The organism is Verrucosispora sp. FIM060022, from assembly GCF_003977705.1.
Lineage (GTDB): Bacteria > Actinomycetota > Actinomycetes > Mycobacteriales > Micromonosporaceae > Micromonospora > Micromonospora gifhornensis.
In genome coordinates, this window is record NZ_RQIV01000012.1 from 122,880 (window position 1) to 139,951 (window position 17,072).

At 70.9% G+C, this 17,072-nt stretch carries 20 protein-coding genes; 10 read left to right on the forward strand and 10 right to left on the reverse strand.

The features are described from left to right. Positions 1–34 precede the first annotated feature (34 nt). The 5 genes from EG812_RS25795 to EG812_RS25815 all read right to left on the reverse strand — a co-directional run bounded on the left by EG812_RS25795 (position 35) and on the right by EG812_RS25815 (position 4,560). Positions 35–844, reverse strand: coding sequence for an alpha/beta hydrolase (locus EG812_RS25795; RefSeq protein WP_126713067.1), 810 nt, complete (start codon positions 842–844; stop codon positions 35–37). Between the two features lie 65 nt (positions 845–909). Further along, complete coding sequence (locus EG812_RS25800; RefSeq protein ID WP_102660231.1) at positions 910–1,236, reverse strand: Rv1322 family protein; 327 nt, start codon at positions 1,234–1,236, stop codon at positions 910–912. Positions 1,237–1,343: 107 nt separating this feature from the next. Next, the gene (locus EG812_RS25805; protein WP_126713068.1) at positions 1,344–2,972 is read right to left on the reverse strand and encodes a 3-hydroxyacyl-CoA dehydrogenase family protein; all 1,629 of its coding nucleotides are present in this window, start codon (positions 2,970–2,972) and stop codon (positions 1,344–1,346) included. An 86-nt stretch (positions 2,973–3,058) separates the two neighbouring features. Next, the gene (locus tag EG812_RS25810; protein ID WP_013735614.1) at positions 3,059–4,117 is read right to left on the reverse strand and encodes an alpha/beta fold hydrolase; all 1,059 of its coding nucleotides are present in this window, start codon (positions 4,115–4,117) and stop codon (positions 3,059–3,061) included. 32 nt (positions 4,118–4,149) lie between these two features. Then, positions 4,150–4,560 carry an FHA domain-containing protein gene (locus EG812_RS25815; protein WP_013735615.1) on the reverse strand — a complete coding sequence of 137 codons (411 nt, stop codon included), beginning with the start codon at positions 4,558–4,560 and terminating at the stop codon, positions 4,150–4,152. 217 nt (positions 4,561–4,777) lie between these two features. On the opposite strand from EG812_RS25815, the gene EG812_RS25820 reads away from it, so the two are divergent. After that, complete coding sequence (locus EG812_RS25820) at positions 4,778–6,280, forward strand: aldehyde dehydrogenase family protein (RefSeq protein ID WP_013735617.1); 1,503 nt, start codon at positions 4,778–4,780, stop codon at positions 6,278–6,280. Between the two features lie 45 nt (positions 6,281–6,325). Here the strand turns inward: EG812_RS25820 and nucS are convergent, their stop codons facing one another. Further along, positions 6,326–6,985 (reverse strand): endonuclease NucS, encoded by a 660-nt coding sequence (gene nucS, locus EG812_RS25825; RefSeq protein ID WP_126713069.1) that lies wholly within the window; start codon positions 6,983–6,985, stop codon positions 6,326–6,328. Positions 6,986–7,056: 71 nt separating this feature from the next. Between nucS and EG812_RS25830 the strand changes: the two genes are divergently transcribed. The 5 genes from EG812_RS25830 to EG812_RS25850 all read left to right on the forward strand — a co-directional run bounded on the left by EG812_RS25830 (position 7,057) and on the right by EG812_RS25850 (position 10,925). Further along, positions 7,057–7,677, forward strand: a complete 621-nt coding sequence (locus EG812_RS25830; protein WP_126713076.1) for a DUF4126 domain-containing protein — start codon at positions 7,057–7,059, stop codon at positions 7,675–7,677. A 103-nt stretch (positions 7,678–7,780) separates the two neighbouring features. Continuing rightward, positions 7,781–8,725: a polysaccharide deacetylase family protein gene (locus EG812_RS25835; protein ID WP_233579632.1), complete on the forward strand. Its 945-nt coding sequence runs from the start codon at positions 7,781–7,783 to the stop codon at positions 8,723–8,725. Between the two features lie 81 nt (positions 8,726–8,806). Then, the gene (locus tag EG812_RS25840; RefSeq protein ID WP_126713070.1) at positions 8,807–9,106 is read left to right on the forward strand and encodes a DUF1540 domain-containing protein; all 300 of its coding nucleotides are present in this window, start codon (positions 8,807–8,809) and stop codon (positions 9,104–9,106) included. Positions 9,107–9,231: 125 nt separating this feature from the next. Further along, positions 9,232–10,080 (forward strand): ABC transporter ATP-binding protein, encoded by an 849-nt coding sequence (locus EG812_RS25845; RefSeq protein ID WP_013735622.1) that lies wholly within the window; start codon positions 9,232–9,234, stop codon positions 10,078–10,080. Further along, complete coding sequence (locus tag EG812_RS25850) at positions 10,077–10,925, forward strand: ABC transporter permease (RefSeq protein WP_013735623.1); 849 nt, start codon at positions 10,077–10,079, stop codon at positions 10,923–10,925. Before EG812_RS25845 ends, EG812_RS25850 begins: the two co-directional genes overlap by 4 nt. 139 nt (positions 10,926–11,064) lie before the next feature. Here EG812_RS25850 and EG812_RS25855 read toward each other — a convergent pair whose 3' ends face one another. Further along, entirely contained in the window at positions 11,065–11,913 is an 849-nt protein-coding gene (locus EG812_RS25855; protein ID WP_013735624.1) for a 3-hydroxyacyl-CoA dehydrogenase family protein, read from the reverse strand. A gap of 74 nt (positions 11,914–11,987) precedes the next feature. After that, on the reverse strand, positions 11,988–13,430 hold the full coding sequence (gene murA, locus EG812_RS25860) for a UDP-N-acetylglucosamine 1-carboxyvinyltransferase (RefSeq protein WP_126713071.1): 1,443 nt from the start codon (positions 13,428–13,430) through the stop codon (positions 11,988–11,990). Here murA and EG812_RS25865 point away from each other — a divergent pair. Both EG812_RS25865 and EG812_RS25870 read left to right on the forward strand, forming a co-directional pair. After that, positions 13,429–14,001, forward strand: a complete 573-nt coding sequence (locus tag EG812_RS25865; protein ID WP_013735626.1) for a cob(I)yrinic acid a,c-diamide adenosyltransferase — start codon at positions 13,429–13,431, stop codon at positions 13,999–14,001. The two genes, murA and EG812_RS25865, sit on opposite strands and share 2 nt — an antisense overlap. Continuing rightward, complete coding sequence (locus EG812_RS25870; protein WP_043721791.1) at positions 13,977–14,411, forward strand: VOC family protein; 435 nt, start codon at positions 13,977–13,979, stop codon at positions 14,409–14,411. Before EG812_RS25865 ends, EG812_RS25870 begins: the two co-directional genes overlap by 25 nt. On the opposite strand, the gene EG812_RS25875 is transcribed toward EG812_RS25870, so the two are convergent. Beyond that, on the reverse strand, positions 14,363–14,950 hold the full coding sequence (locus EG812_RS25875) for a helix-turn-helix domain-containing protein (protein ID WP_013735628.1): 588 nt from the start codon (positions 14,948–14,950) through the stop codon (positions 14,363–14,365). The two genes, EG812_RS25870 and EG812_RS25875, sit on opposite strands and share 49 nt — an antisense overlap. A gap of 74 nt (positions 14,951–15,024) precedes the next feature. Here EG812_RS25875 and EG812_RS25880 point away from each other — a divergent pair, with 74 nt between their 5' ends. After that, a complete protein-coding gene (locus EG812_RS25880; protein ID WP_013735629.1) occupies positions 15,025–15,366 on the forward strand; it encodes a hypothetical protein in 342 nt (113 codons plus the stop codon). Continuing rightward, on the forward strand, positions 15,363–16,289 hold the full coding sequence (locus EG812_RS25885) for an alpha/beta hydrolase (RefSeq protein ID WP_013735630.1): 927 nt from the start codon (positions 15,363–15,365) through the stop codon (positions 16,287–16,289). Before EG812_RS25880 ends, EG812_RS25885 begins: the two co-directional genes overlap by 4 nt. A gap of 361 nt (positions 16,290–16,650) precedes the next feature. Here the strand turns inward: EG812_RS25885 and EG812_RS25890 are convergent. Further along, a partial coding sequence (locus EG812_RS25890; RefSeq protein ID WP_126713020.1) for a hypothetical protein occupies positions 16,651–17,072 on the reverse strand: 422 nt, incomplete at its 5' end.

Consider the following 17,072-nt stretch of genomic DNA (forward strand, 5'->3'; position numbering starts at 1 on the left):
CCCTCGGCCGGGCGCTGCCCCGAGGCCAGCCGCCTCAGTCGGCCCGGCGTTGTGGTGGGCCCGCTACCGGGGTGTCGGCGAAGGCGGCCACCGTGCGATCGGCGTACGCACTGGCGTCACCGGTCTCCATCGGGCCGTCCCAGGTGGTCGGCAGTGGTACGGGCACGGCCGGGTTGACCCGCCGGACCACCTCGTCGAGCACGGTCTCGGCGTCACCGACCCAGAGGTGCTTCGCTCCCGGCACCCCGACCACCTCGGCCTGCGGGATCGCCGCGAACCGCTCACGGGCCTGCTCGGGGCGAAGGTAGTCGTCGAACTCCGGCACCAACGCGGTAAGCGGTTTGCCGGACTCGACCCACGGGGTCAGGTCGGCCGCCTCGGAGAAGCGCAGCGGCGGCGAGAGCAGGATCGCGCCGGTCACCGCCGGGTCGCAGCCGTACTTCAGGGCCAGGTCGGTGCCGAACGACCAGCCGAGCAGCCAGATGTCGGGCAGCTCGTGGAACTCGGCGTACTCGATGGCGGCGGCCACGTCGTAGCGCTCGCCGACGGCCGAGTCGAACGTCCCCTCGCTGGTGCCGCGCACGCTGCTGGTGCCGCGCGTGTTGAACCGCAGCACCGCCAGGTCGGCCAGGGCGGGCAGTCGCCAGGCCGCCTTGCGGAACACGTGGCTGTCCATCATCCCGCCGTGGGTGGGCAGCGGATGCAGGCAGACCAGGGTGGCTGCCGGTGGCCGGTCGAGCGGGAGCGCCAGCTCACCGACCAGGCGCAGGCCGTCCGCGGTGTGCAGCTCGATGTCTTCCCGTCGACCGGGCAGGATCGACGATGCGCGAATCGGTGCACTCACCCTGCCATCCTCCCGCGTCGCCGCCCACCCTGCTGCCCGAGGTGACAAAGATCGCCCCGCCGGCCTCAGCCGTGCCGGGGTGCGCCGCGTCCGCGCTGGATGACAGGTGCCCGGCGGTCGCGGGCCCGCCAGCACCCGCTGTGCCAGTGCCGCCGGTCGGTGAGGTCGCCCCGACCGTCGGCGGGCCAGGCGACCAGATGCGCCACCCCAGGCCGGATCTCCTGGTCACAACCGGGGCAACGGTACGTCTTGACCGACGAACCGCCGCTGATCCCGCGTACCTGCCAGTCGCCGTCGCGCCACTGCTGCACCGAGGCGACGCCCTGTCGGGCCCGCTCGGTGTCCAGGCGCTCGGCGTCGTCGCGGCGGGGACGGTTACGACGGGGGCTCACGTCATCCAGCGTACGACCGTGCTGGCGGCAGCCTTGCCCTGAGGTGACACCACTGGTGTTAACAAGGGGCCCCTGCTCTACCGGAGGCGTTAACAGGGTGCCCTTCCTTACCTCCGGAAGGGGCGGTCGGCGGTCACCAGCTGCTCCAGCAGGGGTGCCGGGGCGAGACCGGGCTCACGCAGTTCGCGGTACAGCGCCCGCTGGACGGCCAGCGCCACGTCCAGCCCGACGGTGTCGAGCAGTTCGAACGGGCCGGTCGGGTAGCCGCAGCCCAGCTTCATGGCGTTGTCGATGTCGTCGGTGGTGGAGTAGTCGGCCTCCAGCATCCGCACCGCGTCGTTGAGGTACGGGAACAGCAGCGCGTTGACGATGAACCCGGCCCGGTCCGCGCAGACCACCCCGGTCCTGCCGAGGGCGGCGACGACCGCGCGGGCGGTGGCGGTGGCCTCCGCCGAGGTACGGATCGTCCGGACGATCTCCACCAGCGGGGTGGCCGGGTTGGCGAAGTGCAGGCCCACCACGTCGGCCGGGCGTCCGCTGGCCATCGCCAGGTCGATCACCGGCAGCGCGGAGGTGGTGGTGGCCAGCACCACGCCCGGCTTGCAGACCTCGCCCAGGCCGGCGAGGAGCGCCTTCGTCCCGTCGAGGTCGTCGGCCGTCGCCTCGACCACCAGGTCGACGTCGGCCAACCGCGGCAACTCCCCCGCAGGGTCGACCGGGACGACCTGGTACCCGGCGGCCGTGAAGGTCTCCACGAGGCCGGCGGCCAAGGTGCCCGAGCCGACCACCCCGACCGTGGTGACGGCTCGCGCGCCGTCGGTCGATGCCGGGGCCGTCGGCGTCAACTCGTCCGGTACGAGCCTGCCGGAACCGGCCCGCTCGTAGGTGTAGAAACCCCGGCCGGACTTGCGACCGAGCAGCCCTGCGGTCACCATCTGCCGCAGCAGCGGCACCGGGGAATGCCGACGATCGCGCCCACCGCGCCGGTACATGGTGTCGAGGATCTCGTACGCGGTGTCCAGGCCGATCAGGTCCAGCAGGGCCAACGGACCCATCGGCAGACCGCAGCCGAGCTTCATCGCGGCGTCGATGTCCTCGCGGGTGGCGTAGCGGGCCTCGAACATGCCGATCGCGTGGTTGAGGTATCCGAACAGCAGCGCGTTGGCGATGAACCCGGCCCGGTCGGTGATCGTCACGTCGACCTTGCCGAGGCGTACGCAGAGCGCCTCCACGTCGGCCACCACGTCGGCCGAGGTGACCACCGTACGCACGACCTCGACCAGCTTCATCACCGGCGCGGGGTTGAAGAAGTGCATGCCGATCACCTGGTCGGGCCGGGTGGTCGCCACCGCGATCTCGGTGACGCTCAACGACGAGGTGTTGGTGGCGAGGATGGCCTCCGGCTTGCACACCCGGTCCAGGTCGGCGAAGAGCCGCTGCTTGATGTCGAGTCGCTCGGGAACCGCCTCGATCACCAGGTCCACCGAGTGCAGCGCGTCCAGCCCGACGGCGAAGGTGACCCGGCCGAGCAGGGCGTCCCGGTCGGCCTCGGCGAGCTTGCCCCGCGCCACCGCCCGGTCGGTCGAGCCGGTCAGGTTGGCCCGGCCACGCTCCAGGGCGGCGTCGGATATCTCCACGGCGACGACGTCGACGCCGTTGCGGGCGAACACCTCGACGATGCCGGCACCCATGGTGCCCAGCCCCACCACGCCCACCCTGGTGAACTCGCGCGCCATGACCCGGGCCTCCCCTGTCGCTCCGCGCGGCCGGGTAGTTAACGGCCGCTAAGGCTATCGGCGCGAGTCTCCCACGCTACGGACGGTCAGCAGGCGCGGGGGCAGAGGGCGAGGAGTTCCGCGACGAACTCCGCCGGTCGCTCCAGGTGCGGGCTGTGCCCGCAGCCGGGCAGCGTCACCTCCCGGTAGCTGCCGCCCGCTGCGGCGTACCGGTCGAGGACGGCGCGGGTCTGGCCCACCATCGGCTGCGGCGGGCACTCCTGCGGCCCGGGCCAGCCGGGCAGCACACCCAGTGCGCCGAGCCGGGCCAGGTCGAACAGGGAGGCGTCCGAGACGATCACGTCGGCGTCGCCCCGGATCCAGGTCACCGGCGGTTTGGGCGTGACCGCCACCAACTCGTCGGCGATCCGGAAGTGTGCGGGCGCCAGGGCGTTGAGGGTGCCCCGGCGTCCCGGCGCGAATCCCGGCCAGTGTGGCGACGGCACGGCGTCGCCGGGATAGTTGTCAGTGCCCGTGGCGGTGGAGAGCAGGCTGTCGAGCAGCAGTTCCTCGTCGTCGCCGAGCGAGGCCGGGTCGGCCACGTACGCCGAGCGCAGCACGCTGCGCGGGCTGGCGGGTGCCGACGCGTCGCGTTCACCGGCCGCCAATCGCGCCACGAAGTCGCCGTTGGCCGTGCCACCGCCGGTGCCGGCGAAATCCGGGGTGGTCGGCGTACCGGCCAGGTCGCGGGTGCCACCGAAGCCGTACGGCGACACCGGTGCGGCCAGCAGCAGCCCGCTCACCCGGTCGGGGTGGTCCACCAGCAGGCGCATCGCCACTCCCCCGCCGAGCGAGTGGCCGACCACCACCGGTCGGGCCCCGTCGGCAAAGATGCTCGGCTCGGCGAGCAGGGCGGCCACGTCGTCGGCGAAGTCCGCGAGGCCCCGCCCGGCGTCCACCGGCGCGGTCTGCGTGTCGCCGTACCCACGCAGATCCGGCGCGACGACCCGCAGCGTCTCCGGTAGCCGCCGGATCAGTGGCTCCCAGAAGGCCGCCGAGGAGCAGTTGCCGTGGATCAGCAGCACCGGCACCCCCGTGGCGGGGCCGGCCACCCGGACGGCCTGGGAGATTCCGTTCGCGCTCACCCTGCGGTGCTCGGTCTTCATTCGCGCGATGCTGGCAAGCCGCGCCGCACCCGTCAATGTGCCCGGACCCCACCGGTGGGCAGCACCAGCGTGGTGCGCCGTTCCTGCCGGGGCACGCCGAAGCTCAGGCCCACCGGGTCGGTCCGGGCCAGTGCGGGGTCGAAGAAACGCAGCTCGGTACGGCCGATCAGGATCATGTCGCCGTCGGTGAGGCAGACCGGCCCGGTGGTGCGCAGCCCGTTGACCCAGGTGCCGTTGGTGGAGCCGAGATCCAGCAGGGAAACCCCGTCACCGGCCAGCCGGATCTCCGCGTGTCGACGACTCATGTGCGGATCGTGCACGACGATGTCCGCCGCCGTGTCCCGGCCGATCACCATCGGCTGAGCACGCAGCCGGAAACTGAGCCCGCGCATCGGGCCGGCGGCCACCGTCAGCATCGGCAGCAGTTGCGGATGTTGCTCCATGGACCGTCAGACCTCCACGCTCTGCGCCATCCCCGGCCCAGCCTGCCATCACCTACCGGTCACCTCCACCGCCCATCCGGCCATCGAGCAGTAACCAGCAAGCCACCTTCCGTTCGCCACTTCCACGAAGACCGCCCGTTCGCCCGGCCGGTGCCGTGGCGCGCCACCCGTACGCGCGTCCTACCGATGAGTAGGTTTCAGGTTTAGACTTCCGGCCATGACGGCTGTGCATCTGCCCGGCACCCCCGTGATCGAGGGCGATCACCTGGTCTCGACCAGCCCGGCAACAGGTGACGAGGCCGGACGGCTTCCGCTCGCCACCGTCGCCGCCGTCGAGCAGGCCGTCGAGCGGGCCCGTGCGGCCGGCCGCTGGTGGGCCGGGCTCGGCTTCGACGCACGACGCGACCGGCTGCTGCGTTGGCGACAACTGCTCGCCCAACGGATGGAGCAACTGGCGGAGCTGGTGCACGTCGAGGGTGGCAAGCCGGTCGCCGACGCGATCGTCGAGATCGTCACCGCGGTGGAACACGTCGACTGGGCGGCCCGTAACGCCCGCCGGGTGCTCGGCCCCCGCAAGGTCCGGTCCCGGCTCGTCCTGGCGGAGTTCTCCGCCCACCTGGAGTACCAGCCGCACGGCGTGATCGGCGTGATCGGCCCCTGGAACTATCCGGTCTTCACCCCGATCGGCTCCGCCGCGTACGCGATGGCCGCCGGCAACGCGGTGGTCTTCAAGCCCAGCGAGTACACGCCGCTCGTCGGGCAGTGGCTGGTCGACACCTTCGCCGAGGTGGTACCGGAGCAGCCCGTCTTCACCGCCGTGCACGGGCTCGGCGACATCGGTGCCGCGCTGTGCCGCAGCGGGGTCGACAAGGTGGCCTTCACCGGCTCCACGGCGACCGCGAAGAAGGTCATGGCGGCCTGCGCCGAGACCCTGACCCCGGTGCTGCTGGAGGCCGGCGGCAAGGACGCGATGATCGTGGACGTCGACGCCGACCTGGACGCCGCCGCCGAGGCGTGCGTCTGGGGCGCGATGACCAACGCCGGGCAGACCTGCATCGGCATCGAGCGGGTCTACGCGGTGGAGCCGGTCTTCGACGCCTTCGTGGCGAAGGTGGTCGAACGCGCCGGCCGGCTGACCGTCGGCGCCGACGGCGCGGACGTCGGGCCGATCACCATGCCGAGCCAGCTCGACGTCATCCGCCGGCACATCACCGACGCGCTGGCCCGGGGCGGACGCGCCGCACTGGGCGGCCCGGATTCGGTCCAGCCGCCGTACGCCCATCCGACGGTGCTGGTGGACGTGCCGGAGGACTCGCTCGCCGTACGCGAGGAGACCTTCGGGCCCACCGTGACCATCAACCGGGTCCGCGACGCCGACGAGGCGCTCGCCCGGGCCAACGCCCTGCCGTACGGTCTCGGGGGTTCGGTCTTCGGCGAGCGACGGGCGGTGGCGATCGCCCGTCGCCTGCGCTCCGGCATGGCCTCGATCAACTCGACGCTGACCTTCGCCGGGATGTCCACCCTGCCGTTCGGCGGAGTCGGCGAGTCGGGCTTCGGCCGCATCCACGGCGAGGACGGGCTGCGGGAGTTCGGCCGGGCCAAGGCGATCACCCGCCGGCGGGCCCGCTCGCTGCTGCCGTCCACCACCTTCGAGCGGACCCAGGCCGACGTCGACCGCCTGGTCAAAGCGGTGAAGCTGCTGTACGCCCGAAAGCCCTAGCAGCGGGAAGCCCTGTACGCCCGGAAGCCCCGGAAACCGGCAGCCCTAGAAGAGGGTCAGCTCGTCACGTTCGATGCCGCGCAGCCGGTCGTAGTTCACCGCGACGCAGCGGATCCCCCGGTCCGTGGCGAGCACCCGGGCCTGCGGCTTGATCTCCTGTGCGGCGAAGACCCCGGCCACCGGGGCGAGCAGCGGATCCCGGTTGAGCAGTTCGAGGTAACGGGTGAGCTGCTCCACCCCGTCGATCTCGCCGCGCCGCTTGACCTCGACGGCGACGGTGCCGCCGTTGGCGTCCCGGCAGAGCAGGTCCACCGGGCCGATCGCGGTCATGTACTCCCGACGGATCAGCGTGAAGCCCTCGCCCAGGGTCTCCGGGTTGGCGGCCAGCAACTCCTGCAGGTGCGCCTCGACACCGTCCTTACGCAGCCCCGGGTCGACGCCCAGGTCGTAGGAGGTGTCCTGGAAGACCTCCTCCAGGGTGATCCGCAACTCCTCCCCGGCCTTGTTGACCACCCGCCACACGCCGGGAGCCTCCTCCAGCCGGCAGGGCGGGCTCATCCAGTTCAAGGGCTTGTAGGCCCGGTCGTCGGCGTGGATCGAGACCGATCCGTCCGCCTTGACCATCAGCAGCCGGGTGGCCGGCGGCAGGTGGGCCGAGAGCCGTCCGACATAGTCCACCGAGCACTTCGCAATCACCAACCGCACCCGACGAGGGTAGCGGAGGCACCGCGGATCGCCGCCGAGCGCCACTGGCGTGCCGGTGCGATGCTGAGATGGTGCTCGAATTGCTCACCGGTACCGGACTGGCCGCCTCGGCGGGGTTGAACGCGTACATCCCGCTGCTGCTGATGGGCGGGCTGGCCCGCTACACCAGCGTGATCGACCTGCCCGGCGGCTGGCAGTGGCTGGGTAACGGTTGGGTGCTCGCGATCCTCGCCGCGCTGCTGGTCGTCGAGGTCGTCGCGGACAAGGTGCCGGTGGTGGACCACGTCAACGACGTGGTGCAGACGGTGGTCCGGCCGACGGCGGGCGGCCTGGCCTTCGGTGCCGGCTCGGCCGCCGAGACGGTGACGGTCAGCGATCCCGACAGCTTCTTCGCCAGTGAGGGTCAGTGGTTGCCGGTGCTGGCCGGGGTGATCATCGCCCTTGGCATCCACCTGCTCAAGTCCGCCGCCCGGCCGGTCATCAACGCGGCCACGGCGGGCGTCGGTGCCCCGGTGGCGAGCACCGCCGAGGACGCCACAAGCGTGGTGATGTCCCTCGTCGCGATCATCCTGCCGGTGCTGGTGCTGGTGTTCCTGGTCGCCCTCGCGCTCTTCCTGCCCTGGTTCCTGCGCCGTCGAGCGGAGCGCCGCCGGGAACGCCGGGCCGCCCGCGAGGCCGGCTTCCGCGTCTGACCTGGGCGGCCGACCTGAGCGTACGCGCTGCCCCTCCGACCCGCCCCCGGCGCTGCCGGGCCGGATGATGTCGGCCGCCGGGCGCGGTTGACATCATCCTCCGGTGTCCGTGAAGACTTCCCGCGTTCCGCTCGTGGCGACGCTCGCCGCCGTCGCCGGTGCCCTCACCCTGCTGGCCGTCCTGAACCCGCTGCGCCAGCCCGACGGCGCCGACCTCGGGCCGCAGTCCTCGGGCGCGAGGTTCGTCGAGACGGAGGTGGGTGCCGGTGACCGGCCCGAAGTGTCGGCGACACCGTCGAGCATGTCGCCCACCCCGCCGGCCGGGACGCTGCCCGGCGCGGCCGACACGCTGCCCGGCGCGACCCGGACCGACGCGCTGCCTCCGGTGGTCGACCACGGCCCACGCCGGGGCAACAAGGTGGCGCTGACCTTCGACGCGGACATGACCGACGCGATGCGACGGCAGATGCGCGGCGGTGCCGGCACGTCGTACGCCAATCTGAAGATCATCGACCGGTTGGAGCGCGACGGTGTCCCGGCCACCTTCTTCCTCACCGGCATGTGGGTGGAGCAGTACCCGGACGTGACCCGGCGGCTGGCCGCCAACCCGAGGTTCGAGTTGGCCAACCACACCTACGGGCACCATGCCTTCACCGCGGACTGCTACGGACTGCCCCGCATCGCCCCCCGGAAGATGACCGCCGACGTCGCCCGTACCTTCGATCTCGTCAGCGCATACGGCGGTCGACAGACCCGGTACTTCCGGTTCCCCGGGCTCTGCCACGACCGTGCGGCACTTACCGCACTCGCCCCGCTCGGCCTCACCGTCGTCGACGGCGACGTGGTCAGCGGGGACCCGTTCGCCACGGCCTGGCAGCCGATCGTGCGGGCCGTGCTGGACCAGGTACGCCCCGGCTCGGTGATCGTCCTGCACGTGACCGAGGCCAACGCGCCGATGACCGACGAGGCGCTGCCGCACATCCTGGCGGGTCTCGCCGAACGAGGTCTCGAACCGGCCCTGCTCTCCGAGGTGCTCGCCACGGGCTAGGGCGGTGGCCGGATCCCGCGAACCGGGCCGCGCAGATCCCCCAGATGCCTAAAATCAGGCAAATACCTAGAGGAGGTCGCGATGACCGCAGCCTTGGAAATGCCGCGCGTCCAGGAGTGCGTGGTGGCCGCCTGTGCGTACAACCACACAAACGACTGCCACGCCTTCGCCATCACGATCGGCAGCATGGACCACGCCCACTGCCACACGTTCATCGAGATGCCGACCATCCGGGCCGGCGCGGACGGCCAGAAGGCGCAGGTGGGCGCCTGCAAGCGAGCCGACTGCCGCCACAACGAACAGTTGGAGTGCCAGGCACCCGCGATCCGGGTCGGCCCCGACGCCGACATGGCCGACTGCATGACCTACACCCGCCGCTGAGCGGTAAGGAAGGGCCCCTTGTTAACGCCTCAGGTAGAGGAAGGGGCCCTTATTAACACCGGCGTGGCGGGAACCACCACCCCCGCGGCAGCTGAGCTACCGGTGCAGGTCGCACACTTGACGTCATGAGTGACGACGTGGCGATCCACGTCCGGGGACTGCGCAAGGCGTACGGCGACAATGTCGCGGTGGCCGGGTTGGACCTGGACGTTCACCGGGGCGAGGTGTTCGCCCTGCTGGGGCCGAACGGTGCCGGCAAGAGCACCACCGTGGAAATCCTCGAAGGCTACCGGCACCGCGACGCCGGTGAGGTGCGGGTGCTCGGCGTCGACCCGACCGCAGCCTCCCCGCAGTGGCGGGCCCGGGTCGGCATCGTGCTCCAGGGCACCGGTGAATTCGACGAGCTGACCGTCGCCGAGGTGGTACGCCATTTCGCCGCCTTCTACCCCGACGCCGACGACCCGGACAAGGTGATCGCCCGCGTCGGCCTGGCCGGCAAGGCCCGCGCTCGTACGCACACCCTCTCCGGCGGGCAGAAACGCCGCCTGGACGTCGCGCTGGGCATCATCGGCCGCCCCGAACTGCTCTTCCTCGACGAGCCGACCACCGGTTTCGACCCGGAGGCCCGCCGCGAGTTCTGGGAGCTGATCCGCGACCTCGCCGCGGCCGGCACCACGATCGTGCTCACCACGCACTATCTCGACGAGGCCGAGGCGCTCGCCGACCGGGTCGGCGTCATCACCGGCGGCCGACTGGTCGAGGTGGCCCCACCCACCAGCCTGGGCAACCGGCAGGAGGCCCTGGCGACGGTCTCCTGGCGTACGCCGGAAGGCACCCTGGAGAGCGCGCAGAGCGCGACGCCGACGGCGCTGGTGGCGGAGTTGGCCGCGCGATTCGGCGGCGAGGTGCCCGGTCTGACCGTCACCCGGCCCACCCTCGAAGACATCTACCTGCGGATGATCGGACACCGATGACCACCACGACGAAGCCGGCGGCCCCGGTCGCCGCCGCCGCGCCCGCCCGCCGGCCGGGGCCGGCCAGTCTCGCCCTGCGTCAGGGACGGATGGAGATCCGGCAGTTCCTGCGCAGCCGGGAGTCCGTGGTCTTCACGCTCGGTTTCCCGATCATCATGGTGCTGATCTTCGCGTCGATCTTCGACGGCGATCTCGGCAACGGGGTGAGCTACACGCAGTACTTCATCACCGGCATGATCGCGACCGGTCTGATGACTGTCAGCTTCCAGAATCTCGGCATCTGGATCCCCATCGAGCGGGACCGGGGCGTGCTCAAGCGCTACCGGGGCACGCCGATGCCGAAGTGGGTCTGGTTCGCCGGCAAGGTGATCATGGTGCTGGTGACCGGCGTGGTGATGACCGCGCTGCTGCTCGGCGTCTCGGTGGCCCTGTTCGACCTGGATCTGCCGAGCACCGCCTCGGCGTGGCTCACCTTCGGTTGGGTCAGCGCGCTGGGCATCACCGCCTGCACCCTGTGCGGCATCGCCATCTCGTCGCTGGCCCGTACCGCGCGCAGCGGCTCGGCGGTGGTCACCCCGATCGCCCTGGTGCTCCAGTTCATCTCCGGGGTGTTCTTCGTCTTCACCAACCTGCCGACCTGGATGCAGCAGGTGGCGGCCATCTTCCCGCTCAAGTGGATGTGCCAGGGGTTGCGCGCGGTCTTCCTGCCGGAGAGCTTCGGCGCCAACGAGCCGGGCGGGTCCTTCGAGCTGACCCGGGTCGCGCTGGTGCTGGGCCTGTGGTGCGTGATCGGCCTGGTGCTCTGCCTGACCACCTTCCGCTGGACCACCCGCCGCGACGGCTGACGGGTGCAAGGAAGGGCACCTTATTAACGCCTGCGGTAGAGGAAGGGCCCCTTATTAACGAGATCCAGCTGATCTTGTTAATAAGGGGCCCTTCCTATGCACGAGGCGTTAATAAGGTGCCCTTCCTTACACCACACCCTCAGTACGAGTAGAAGCCCTGGCCGGACTTGCGGCCCAGGTCCCCGGCGGTGGCCATGCGCTGGAGCAGCTCCGGCGGAAAGAACTTCTCATCGGCGGTGTCGGTGTAGATGTTGCGGGTCGCGTTGAGCAGCACGTCGACGCCGGTCAGGTCGACGGTGGCGAGCGGCCCCATGGCGTGGCCGAAGCCGAGCTTGCAGGCGGTGTCCAGGTCCTCGGCGGAGATGACCCCGGCCTCGACCAGCCGGACCGCCTCCATGGCCAGGGCGCAGATGAGTCGGGTGGTGACGAAGCCGGCGATGTCCCGGTTGACCACCACCACGGTCTTGCCGATCTCCTCGGCGAAGGACTTGACCGCCTCCAGGGTCGCGTCGCTGGTCTTGTAGCCACGGACCAGTTCGCAGAGCTTCATCATCGGCACCGGCGAGAAGAAGTGGGTGCCGACGACCGCCTCGGGACGCTCGGTGACCGCCGCGATCTGGGTCACCGGGATGGCCGAGGTGTTGGTGGCCAGGATCGCGTCCGATTTGCAGATCCGGTCGAGCGCGCGGAACACCTCGTGCTTGATCTCCAACTGCTCGAAGACCGCCTCGACGACGATGTCCGCGTCCGCCGCCGCCTCCAGGTCGGTGGTCGGGGTGATCCGGCCGAGCGTCGCCTCGACCTCGTCGGCGGAGATCTTCCCCTTCTCCGCGAACCGGGTCAGCGACTTGCGGATGCCGTCCACGCCGCGCTGCGTCGCCGCGTCGTCCAGATCCCGCAGTGTCACCTGCCAGCCTGCCTGCGCCGCCACCTGGGCGATGCCCGAGCCCATCAGCCCGGCACCGACGACCGCGAGTCGACCCGCCATCTGTTGCTCCCTCGCTGCGATTCGAGTGTCTGTCTGCACCCTAGTCGGCGAGCCTGAACGACGGCTAAGGCGGCTCAGATGGTCAGTTCCGGTTCCTCCGGCGCGGTGGCCCGCTCGACCTCGATGCCGAGCGCCCGCAGGTCGGCCACGAAGTCGGGATAGCCCCGGTCCACGTGGTGCACGTGGGACACCTCGGTCACCCCGTCGGCACAGAGCCCGGCGATGATCAGTCCCGCGCCGGCACGGATGTCGGTGGCGCGTACCGGGGCGCCGGAGAGCCGCTCGCGGCCGCGTACGACCGCGTGGTGCCCGTCGGTCTTGATGTCCGCGCCGAGACGCATCATCTCGTTGGCGAACATGAACCGGCCGTCGAAGATGTTCTCGGTGATCAGCGAGGCGCCGTCGCTGAGCGCGGCCAGGCCGATCGCCATCGGCAGCAGGTCGGTGGCGAAGCCCGGATAGGGCAGGGTCACCACGTCCACCGCCCGGGGCCGCTCCTCCATCCGTACCCGGAAGGCGTTCGCCCGGGTCTCGACCAGGCCGCCGGCCGCGACCACCTTGTCCAGCGCGATCTCCAGGTAGCTCGGGTCGAGGCCGGTCACGGTGACGTCGCCGCGGGTCATCGCGGCCCCGAAGGCCCAGGTGCCGGCGACGATCCGGTCCCCCACCGTCGCGTGCCGCACCGGCTGCAACCGGGGTACGCCGACCACCGTGATGGTGGACGTGCCCTCGCCCTCGATCAGCGCGCCCATCCGGATGAGCATGGTGCAGATGTCCACGATCTCGGGTTCGCGGGCCGCGTTGTCGATCACCGTGGTGCCGTCGGCCAGCACCGCCGCCATGACCAGATTCTCGGTCGCCCCGACACTGGGAAACTCCAGCGTGATCTCCGCGCCGTGCAGTCCCTGCGACGCCGAGGCGATCACGAAGCCGTGCTCACCGGAGATGTCGGCACCCATCCGGGTCAGTCCGGAGATGTGCATGTCCAGCCCACGCGAACCGATCGCGTCGCCGCCCGGATGCGCCACCCGCACGTAACCTCGCCGCGCCAGCAGCGGGCCGAGCACGCAGATCGACGCGCGGAGCCGACGCACCAGGTCGTAGTCGGCCTCGACCCCCGGCTGCTCCGGCACGTCGATGGTCACCGAACGGGAGCGCGGCGCCCCGCCGACCGCGACCATCGGGTCCACCGGGTCGTCCACGTCGAACCGCACGTCGCAGCCGAGCCGGCGCAGCACCTCCCCCATGATGGCGATGTCGGTGATCCGCGGCACGTTGGTGATCACGCTTCGGCCGGGCGCGAGCAACGCGGCGGCCATCAGCTTCAACGCCGAGTTCTTCGCACCGACCACGTGCACCGTGCCGGCGAGTCGGGCCGCCCCGTTGACCCGGATGACATCGACGTCGGATATCGCCGGGTCACCCGCGTCACCCGGTCCCACCCCGGCGGACCAGCCCGTACCCGGCTGCGGGCGGGTCGGGATGGTCAGGTCCGGTATCCGTAGGCTGTGCGTCATGGCCGTCCACCTCACGCGCATCTACACCAAGGCCGGCGACGCCGGCATGACCAGGTTGAGCAACAACGAGCAGGTGTCGAAGACAGACCCGCGGATCTGCGCGTACGCCGATGTCGACGAGTGCAATGCGGCCATCGGCGTGGCACTGGCCCTGGGACAGCTCGACGACGCCCTGCGCCCGGTGCTCGGGCAGATCCAGAACGACCTGTTCGACGTGGGCGCCGATCTGTCCACCCCGGTCGAACCGGACCCCAAGTATCCGCCGCTGCGGGTCACCGAGGGGTACGTCGAGCGCCTTGAGGGCTGGTGCGACGAGTACAACGCGCGCCTGAGCAACCTCGACTCCTTCATCCTCCCCGGCGGCACCGCGGGCGCGGCACTGCTGCACGTGGCGCGGACGATCGCCCGGCGCGCCGAGCGGTCGGCGTGGGCGCTCGTCGCACACGACCCCGACCGGACCAGCCACCTCCCGGCAAAGTATCTCAACCGGCTGTCGGATCTGCTCTTTATCCTGTCAAGAGCGGCAAATCCGGACGGAGACGTGCTATGGGTCCCCGGCGGAGGCCGGTGACGCTCGGTGCCCTGCACCACGTGGAGGTCTGGGTACCCGACCTGGGCGCAGCAATGCACAGCTGGGGCTGGCTGCTCGGGAAACTGGGTTGGACACCGTTCCAGCAGTGGCCGGCCGGCCACTCCTGGCGGCTCGGCCCGACGTACCTCGTCCTTGAGCAGTCGCCCGCGCTCTCCGGTCGACGCCACGACCGGCTCGCGCCCGGCCTGAACCACCTGGCCTTTCACGCCGGTCCACCCGCCGCGGTGGACCGGCTTGTCGAGCAGGCCCCGGCGTACGGCTGGGAACTGCTCTTCCCCGACCGCCACCCGTACGCCGGTGGCGCCGACACCTACGCCGCGTACCTGTCCGACGGGCAGGGTTACGAGGTGGAACTGGTGGCCTCCGACGGCGCATCTCCGTCGTCCTGAGCGGTCACCGGGTCGGCCGGGAGCAGGACGGTGGTGAACAACCGCCGTGTCCGGCCCGGCCCCGGCCCGAGCGCCGCGTACTCGGCGAACAGCTCACGCATCCGGGTGATGAACTCGACCAGCTCGGCGTCGGTGGCGTAGAAGGCGTTCTGCCGATAGCCGGCCAGGTCACGGGCCAGGTCACCACCACCGCTGTCGAGGTAGCTGTCGAAGTCGGCGAGGAGCCCGGCGATGAAGGTGAGGAAGGCCCGCCGGTGCTGTTCCGGGGTCATCCCGCGGATCGTGTCGGCGTCCACCGCAGCCGCCGCCTCGTCCAACTGGTAGCTGCGCTCGATCGCACCCCGGATGCGCCGCTCCCCGACCGACCGCAGGACCCCGTGACCGGTGAGGGTGGCGACCTGCCGGTACAGCGTCGCCGGGGCCACGTCCGCCAGTTCGGCGCGCAGGTCCGTGGTAGTCAGCGTCCGGCCGCCCAGAAATGCCTGGACGATCCGCATCCGTACCGGATGAAGCAGCAGCTCAGCAGTGTCGAGGGCCACACGCGCCTCCCCATCGTTCTCGCCTCTGATAATGTTCTCGCTGACGAGATTATAGCGAGCATGAAGGAGCGCCGATGGCCACCATCGACCTCACCCCCGACTCGATCCGCATCCGGCTCACCCCCGCCGAGAAGCTGTGGGCGCTCCGGGGCGACGTCACCGTTCCGCGCTCCGCCGTAACCGCCGTCACCGTACAGCCCGACGGCCTGCGCGCCCCCCGAGGCATCCGGGCACCCGGCCTCGGCCTGCCCGGCGCCCGCAAGGTCGGCACCTGGCGCGGCCGGGCCGGCAAGGAGTTCGTCAGCGTCCGCGCCAACCAACCGGCCGTGCGCATCACCCTGACCGGCCAGCGGTACGACGCCCTGGTCATCGGTGCCGACGACGCAACTGCCGTGGCGGAGGCGGTACGCCGGTGAGCACCGACCGGGAACTGACGTTCCACTCCGCCGGTCACCGCCTGGTCGGCACCCTCACCCTGCCGGACGGTCCGGGGCCCCACCCCACCGCACTGCTGCTGCCCGGTTCCGGGCCGCTGAACCGCGACGGCGACCACCGCCGGATGCGCATCGGCATCCAACGGGACCTGGCCGCCGCGTTGGCCGCCGCAGGCATCGCCACGCTGCGGTACGACCGGCGCGGGATCGGCGAGAGCTCCGGCGGGTTCTGGCCCACCGGGTTCCACGACAACGTCGACGACGCCCAGGCGGCCCTCGCCGCACTCGACGCCGACGCGAGCGTGGACAGCCGGGCGCTGTTCCTGGTCGGGCACAGCGAGGGAGCACTGACCGCCACCACGCTCGCCGCGCGTGGCGTGACCACCGCCGGGCTGGTCCTGCTCTCCAGCAGTGCCCGGCTCGGTGCCGAGGTGCTGCGCTGGCAGACAGCCCAGATCCTGCCCACCCTGCCCGCCCCGGTACGCCTGCTACTGCGGCTCATGCGTCTGAACCTGGTGGCCAGGGTGTCCCGCAACCACGAGAAGATCCTGGCCACCACCGCCGACGTGACACGGATCGGCGGGCAGCGGATCAACGCGAAGTGGATGCGGGAGTTCCTGCGGTACGACCCACGGCCCGACCTCGCCCGCATCAACGCGCCGATCCTCGCCGTCACCGGCAGCAAGGACCTCCAGGTCGACCCGGCCGACCTGACGCTCATCGCCGAGCACGCCGGCGGGCCGGTGCAGACCCGGCTCCTGCCGGACGTCACCCACGTGCTGCGACACCAGCCCGGCCCGCCGTCGCTGGGGGCGTACCGCCGGGAGATTCGCAACCCGGTCGATCCCGCCGTCACCGGCGCGGTCGTCGACTGGCTCCGCGCCCGTGTCGTTGAGCTGACCTGATGTGAAGACGCCGAAAGCCGGCACCCGCTCTCGGGTGCCGGCTTTCCGTGTTGGTCTACCGGTCAGCCGTTCCGGTGTTGGCCTGGTTCTTCGGCCAGCTGTTCCGGTCGTGATCAACGAGGCGTGCAACGGTAGGGCGGGTGGGCGGTGGCGGTGGCGGTGGCGGTGGCGGTCTGGAGGGCGCCACGCCCAGGCGGCTCCGCCACTTGTCCCACGCAGACGTGGCCCCATCCTCGCCGAGACCCGCACGTGACTACACCGGGCCTGCACGGCACGCACAGGCCGTCAGACGCCGAACTGGCCGGCCCCCGGAGTACGGGGTCCGGCCAGTCGGCGTTGGTTCTCACCACAGGGGTACGGGTCAGCTGTTCCAGTACTTGGCGACCAGGTCAGCAGCCTGCTGCTCCCACTGGGCGTAGTGATCCGGGTACGCCGACACCTGCACCGTCTGCGCGGCCTTGGTCAACGGCATGTCCTGCCAACCATCAACCTGCTTCAGACCCTTCAGGAAGGCGGTCGTGGAGTACTCGGGGTCGGTGATCTGCTCCACCGTGCCCCAACCACTGGACGGACGCTGCTGGAACAAGCCCTGCGAGTCATGGTCGTTCCGGTCACCCAGGTGGCCCAGGTTCTCCAACTTCGACTCCTGCAACGCCGTGGCGATGGAGACGACCGCGGCACGCTCGTCCATGCCGGCCTTCTTCGTGGCGGCGATGATCGCCTTCGTGTTCGCCACCTGCTCATCGTTCAGATCGATACGCGACTGCGCACCCTGCACACCAT